Genomic DNA, 6,539 nt, shown 5'->3' with positions numbered 1-6,539 from the left:
TTGCTTTATAATTAATTTTAGTATGTGATTTCATTGCAGATAAATTATACTAAAAAACAGGTCGAAGAGCTACCGCTCTTCGGCCTGTTTTACTTTTATGGGCTTTTTATTTTGAAACAGCCCCTATTAGTAAATTTATAATTTCTTTTTATTATAATAGGATAAATAATAAACAATAATCGCCTTGTAATTACAAGGCGATTATTGTTTATTTATATATAAAACTATTTTTTTAAATATGAAGCTTTAAAATACTTCCTATTTTATTACATTGTCTATCAATAAATTATATATATAATTTACTTCTTTTGATTCTTTTAACGAAATCATCATATCTTCCTTTGAGAAAAAATTAATTAATTTTTGTAAAACTTTCACTTGTTGAGAAGGATCTTTCACTGCCAACATAAAAACTAATTCTACATCTATATCTTCAGTTCCACTTCCCATTTCTTTAAAACTTACGGGTTGTTCTAATGTTGCTACTAAAATAGCTGATTTATTAACATATTCAGATTTTGCATGAGGTAATGCAACTTTAACACCTGAAGTTGGTAACCCCGTAGGATACTTTTCTTCTCTATTTAATATTGCTTCTTTAAAATTTTCTTTTACATAGTCTTGTTTATATAATTCATCTGAAAGTTTAGATAATAGCTCCTTTTTACTATCTGCTTTTACATCTATATATATAAGTTCTTTTTTAAGCATATTCATATCTTCCAATCTAATAAACCTCCTGTGTTCATTTTAAAGTCTATTGTATAATAACTTCTATATTTATCAATTTATATTAGAATTTAAATAGAGAAAAGACTTTCCAGACCTTTTCTCTATTCCTAACTTCAATTTCATCTTTACCTATAAATATTTTTTTAATTTATAAGCTTTGACAACAAGCCAACAATTATATTTCCAATGTTATATCCAAAGAACCCATCTGTAACCATTCCTGAAACTTCTACTCCTGTAATCTTCATCATAGCTGTTGCCTCAGGTGCAAAATAGTTAGATAGTAGCACTATAAAAAACAAACTCACTGCTGAAGTAATAAATGTTCTTAATACATTGCCCTTACTAGCCATTGCACACATAGGAATTACATAACATACTCCTCCTAATAATCCTACAGGAAAGTAAGACATATTTGGAATTAAAAAAGCAAATAAAATTACAATAGGTAAACAAAGTACTGTAACTGTAACAACTGTTGGATCACCTAACCCTAGTGCAATGTCCATACCAATATTTAATTCAGCATCATCTCCAATTTTTTCCCTCATATATTCTTGTGCTGAGTTACCTATAATTGATAATCCTTCCATCATGATACTTACCATTCTTGGTATTAATATTAAAACAGCAGATATTCCCATTCCTATAGTCAAACAAGTAGTCCATGGTTGTTTAGTTAGAGCTCCTAAAAATACACCTATAATTAAACCTATTACAGCTGGGTCACCAAGAAATCCAAGCTTTTCTGCCATTTTATCCATACTAATATCTACTTTATTTAATCCAGGAATAGCATCTATTATTTTATTTATTACATAAGACACTGGATAAATTAAAGTTATATAAGAAAATGTAGAACAAGTGGTCCCTTCCAATCCGAAGTACTCCTGCCATTTAGGAGCTATTTTTTGAGATACAAATAATGTTATAACTGATAAAAGCACTGTAATTGCTAAGCCAAGTACTGCACTATCAAATAAGGCATAAGCCATAGCACCAGGAATTAAAAAATGTATAAAATTCCATATATCAACATTCATAACATTAACTACTTTTAACCTGAGTAATATAACATTAATTGCAAATATTATAAAAACGGCAATAGGAGCAAAAGCAACTCCCCAAGAAGCTCCGCCAATAGCAGCAAAGCCTACGTCAACAGTTGTAAAGCCACTACCCATAGCTTCATAATATTTTGTAGCTGGTGAAATACTTCTCATCAATAAATCTATAACTAAACTTAATCCTTGGAAACCAATACCTACAAACAATCCAGCTTTCAAGGCTTTTCCAAACTTCATTTTAAAGAAAAGCCCTAACAACAAAATCATAATAGGCAACATAATAGCCGGACCTAATTTAAGGATACTTTGTATAATATTAACCATATCTATCCTCCCCAATTTAATTTTCTAGAATTTTTTTACATTCATTGATTATTTGTTCTTCTATTTTTTTACGATTTATACCTGAAATTAATCCAAATACACTAATAAGTGGCTTGTCCAATGCCTCATTATATTTTGAAGTAACTAAAATTAAATCAACATTATCTTGTCTACTTGGAATTTCGCTAAATGTACATGTTGAAATTTCAAATGGTATACCTTCTTCTTTTAAAAGATCTTTTACATTTTCTTGAGCAACTGTAGATGTTGCAACTCCACTTCCACATGCTACTAAAATTTTTACTGTATTTTTCATATTTATTTCCTCCCTTTAAAATATAACTTATGGTTTTAAAACTACCTTCAATGCTTCTCCCAATTTTACCAATTCTATAGCTTGATTAATATTATCTAATGGCATTACATGAGTTATTATTTTTTCCGACGGAAATCTATCTGAAATTGATAACTCAAATGCTTTTTTAACCTGAATACTATTACTTGCATAATGACCATAAATCCATATGTTATTATAATGTAAATAATTAGTATCCAGTTTTGTCAAAGTATCTCCAGCAACTCCACCAAAGAAAACTACTATGCCACCCTTCTTAGCCATAAATATAGCTTGCTGTTGGGATAGAGTTGAAGGATTTGCTGAAATTACCTTATCTGCACCTTTTCCATTTGTAATTCTTCTTACACCTTCAATAGGATCTTCCTTTGTACTATTTATGACATAGTCTACACTAAACTTTTTAGCTATCTCAAGACGACTATCATTGATTTCAACCATAATCACCTTTTCAGCACCACGAAGTTTAGCTAATAAAGAATGAAAAATACCTATTGGACCAGCACCAAGAATGACTACAGTATCTCCCAATCTAATATCTATATTTTCTTGACAAGCATAAACTGATGACAAGGGCTCTGCTAAAGTAGCTGCTTCTATACTTACTCCCTCTGGCACACGGTAAATTGCTCCTCTTTCTACTCTCTTCTTTGTATAAGAAATGTATTCAGCAAAACCTCCTGGACATTGAGTATAGTCTTCTGTATCAATACAATTTTCACTATGACCACTACGACAATACTCACATTTTAAACAATGTGCCATAGGATATATATATACTCTTTCTCCTACTTTGTATTCCTCCACCTTAGGATCAACCTCATCTATAACCCCTACAATTTCATGTCCATATATATGTGGATAATCTCCTTTTCTTGAATCTGTTGTTAAATTTCTAATATCTGAACCACATAATCCTACTGCTTCTACCTTTAAAACAAAGCCTCCATCAGGACAATCTGGTTTCTCTACTTCTTCAATTCTAATATCATTTGGACCATACATAACAGCTGCTTTCATTTTTTTCCTCATAGAAATTCTCCTCCCAATGATATTTATTTAATATTATTATTTTTATCTTTGCTAGCAGAATATTTCATTTTTAAAATCTCTATTTCCTTTTCTGGAATATCTACAGGTATTCCAATTTTTGTAGCTATAAAATAAGTCTTGATAACTTCCTCTGCAGTCTCAATTAACGCAGCACAAGACTCCATATCTTTCTCTACACATATAACACCATGATTACCAAGTAATACAATATTTGATTCTTTTAATGCATCACTTAATCCATTACAAATTTCCAATGTACCTGGTTGTCCATAAGGTAAACAAGGAATCTTATTTATTGCTAGTAAAAAAGATGTAGAACAATTGATCTCTATCGATTTATTACAGTAAGCATATGCAGTAAGAAAAGGTGCATGAGAATGAACAACAGCTCTACAATCTGGCCTTGCTTCAATGGCTGCCTGATGTAGCAAATATTCACTAGATCTTTTAACTTCTCCATCTATCTGTTTGTCATTTTTTAAAACTGCAACCATTTCCTCTTTAAGATCTGCTTTTCTCTTTCTCGTTGGTGTAATATAAAGTAAATCTTCATTAGGATCATATATTGAAATATTTCCCTCCAGTGTATTCACAAGCCCCTTCTTATCTAATAGTTTTGAATACTTAACTATTTCTTGTTTAAAACTAACTTTCATTATAAACACCTCCTGATTTTAAGTTTCTATTGAATTCTTGTTCATAATATGCAATTACATTAAAAAGGCTTTCAGAAGTCTTAGCTTTTCTAATATCTCTATGAAATCCATCTAATTTCAAAATATTCACCAATGTGAACAAAGCCTTCAAATGTGCTTTATTATCTATAGTACTCATTACACAAACAAATTCTATAGGATCTAATTCTTTTATTCCATATTCTACAGGCTTACTTAGACGTATCAAACTCATTCCTAAACGATTAACTCCTTGATCATATTTACTATGAGGTAGTGCAAAGCCTTTTGATATAACAATATATGGACCATTTTTTTCTACATTGTTAATCATAGATTCTGTATATCTTTGATTAATGTCTCCATTTTTTTCTAATATTCTAGCTGCTTTTCTAATAGAATCTCTCCAGTCCTTTGCCAATACATCTATTTCTATATTTTCTACTCCTAATAATTCAGAAAGACCAATAGCATTTATAAAATTATTTTTTATACTTTGGGGAAGTGTATAATTTTTATTTATTTTTTTAAATCCTCTTATACTGTCCATTTTTATATCATCTAGCTTTTTATCAATATTTACAATATCTTCTATACCTAATATTGGTGATACATGTATATACTCAAATCCATAGCCATCCAATGGTATAGTCGATATAATCAAGTCTGCATGTTGCAAAGATACGTTTTCCAATTGGTGAAGGGATAAAACTTCTATTATAATAAAATCAAAATACTTAAGCAGCTGTTCTTTTAATAGCTGTGAAGTACTTATTCCGTTATTGCATACAATTATTACAGAAAGATCCTTGACACTTTTCTTTTTCTTCTCAATAGCTACACATATATAAACAACAATGAATTTAATATCTGTATAACTAATTTCTTTTTTTGCATATTCTTCTAATATCTTTATATTTTCTTCTACTGCTTTTAAAACTACTTTATTTTTTTCAACTATCTTATCAATACCAAAATATTCAGGATACTTTATACCAGAACTACTAAAAAGACGCTCTAAATGACTAGATAGATTCATAAACAAATTATAATCATTATTCAAATTTATATTTAAAGAACTAGAAACTAACTCAATAAACTTTCTAGTAACCATTTGAATCTTTATAATATCTGGATTGTTCACTTCTCTTCTTATATAATTAAGTCTTCCTAACATCTCTTGTAATAACCCAAATTCATCTTCTTCAATCTCCAGATCAAAATACTGTCCTATTCTTTTTAATAAATCAGTAGCCATCTTTCCATTCTTTTGACAATTATCTGTTTTCTTCTTCATTTCAACTATTTCACCATAGGATATCCTTATGATCATAAAATATAAATAATAGGATAGTCTTTCTAATGAGATATCTGTAAAATATGTTTTATTCTCATACTCGACCTCTTTTATAATTTTATAGATAATTTCTAAATTGCCCTCAATTTTTGTTCTTTTTAAATCAATAAACTTATTTAAAGTTTCTTGCTTTAAAAATCTAGCTACCAATTCTGTATCATTTATAATAATATTAAGAATAGCTTTACGAATATTTCTTTCTAATCCATGTATCTTTAATCCTTTATTAGATAGTGAGAATACTTCCAAATTAAAATCCTTCAGAAAGTCATTTACACTGGAAAAATCATCTATTACTGTAAATCTTGAAACATACATAAATTTTGCAATTTCTTGATACGTTACATATCTATTACTTAATATAAGTATACAAATATTTACAAAAACCCTTTCCTCTTTCGAAAGAGTATAGTCATAAAAATTCATTCCTTTTAATGCTTCTTTTACATCTTTTATATTTATATCTTTATCTAGATACACCATTCCACTGCTATCTAATTTTAAAAACTTATCACTAATATAGCTAAAATATTGATTAATTTTTACAATATCATTCCTAATTGTTCTTTCTGAAACGGAAAAATCGTTTGCCAATTTATATAATGAAGTATTTTGGTAACTTTTATTTATAATCTGGTAAACAATGTTTACCTTTCTTTTATCCATAGTCACCCACATCTTCCTCCCTAGTAATTTCACTATATCATTTCTAATATATAATAAACAGTTGAAAAACTTACGATAATATTGAAAAAATTTATGTAATAATTTTATAATAAGCAATACACTGAAATTAAAGGCAGAGACATATATTAATATCTCTGCCTTTCAAAATATGGTCTATTAAATTAAATAATTTTCTTAACTTTTTCAACTATATTTTCTACTGTTAAACCATATTTCTTTAGTACATCTTCTGCAGTTCCTGATTCTCCGAATTTATCTTCTACACCTATTCTTTTTAAAGGTACTGGATA

General features: G+C 28.7%; 6 protein-coding genes. All 6 read right to left on the bottom strand.

Annotated elements, in window-relative coordinates; all coding sequences use genetic code 11:
* Window positions 1–258 precede the first annotated feature (258 nt).
* The 6 genes from NSA23_RS16330 to NSA23_RS16305 all read right to left on the bottom strand — a co-directional run bounded on the left by NSA23_RS16330 (window position 259) and on the right by NSA23_RS16305 (window position 6,228).
* Window positions 259–717, bottom strand: a complete 459-nt coding sequence (locus NSA23_RS16330) for a PTS sugar transporter subunit IIA (protein ID WP_042679715.1) — start codon at window positions 715–717, stop codon at window positions 259–261.
* 158 nt (window positions 718–875) lie between these two features.
* On the bottom strand, window positions 876–2,123 hold the full coding sequence (locus tag NSA23_RS16325; protein WP_042679594.1) for a PTS transporter subunit IIC: 1,248 nt from the start codon (window positions 2,121–2,123) through the stop codon (window positions 876–878).
* A gap of 16 nt (window positions 2,124–2,139) precedes the next feature.
* Entirely contained in the window at window positions 2,140–2,439 is a 300-nt protein-coding gene (locus tag NSA23_RS16320) for a PTS sugar transporter subunit IIB (RefSeq protein ID WP_042679592.1), read from the bottom strand.
* A 27-nt stretch (window positions 2,440–2,466) separates the two neighbouring features.
* Window positions 2,467–3,510: an alcohol dehydrogenase catalytic domain-containing protein gene (locus tag NSA23_RS16315; protein ID WP_257490790.1), complete on the bottom strand. Its 1,044-nt coding sequence runs from the start codon at window positions 3,508–3,510 to the stop codon at window positions 2,467–2,469.
* A 23-nt stretch (window positions 3,511–3,533) separates the two neighbouring features.
* Window positions 3,534–4,187, bottom strand: coding sequence for a class II aldolase/adducin family protein (locus tag NSA23_RS16310; protein ID WP_042679588.1), 654 nt, complete (start codon window positions 4,185–4,187; stop codon window positions 3,534–3,536).
* Window positions 4,177–6,228, bottom strand: coding sequence for a BglG family transcription antiterminator (locus tag NSA23_RS16305; protein WP_187116635.1), 2,052 nt, complete (start codon window positions 6,226–6,228; stop codon window positions 4,177–4,179). Before NSA23_RS16305 ends, NSA23_RS16310 begins: the two co-directional genes overlap by 11 nt.
* Window positions 6,229–6,539 lie beyond the last annotated feature (311 nt).

It is taken from the genome of Anaerosalibacter massiliensis (genome assembly GCF_024623155.1).
GTDB classification, from domain to species: Bacteria; Bacillota; Clostridia; order Tissierellales; family Sporanaerobacteraceae; genus Anaerosalibacter; species Anaerosalibacter massiliensis.
Note: the sequence above shows the minus strand (reverse complement) of the source record. Positions and strands in the feature narration are given on the sequence as shown.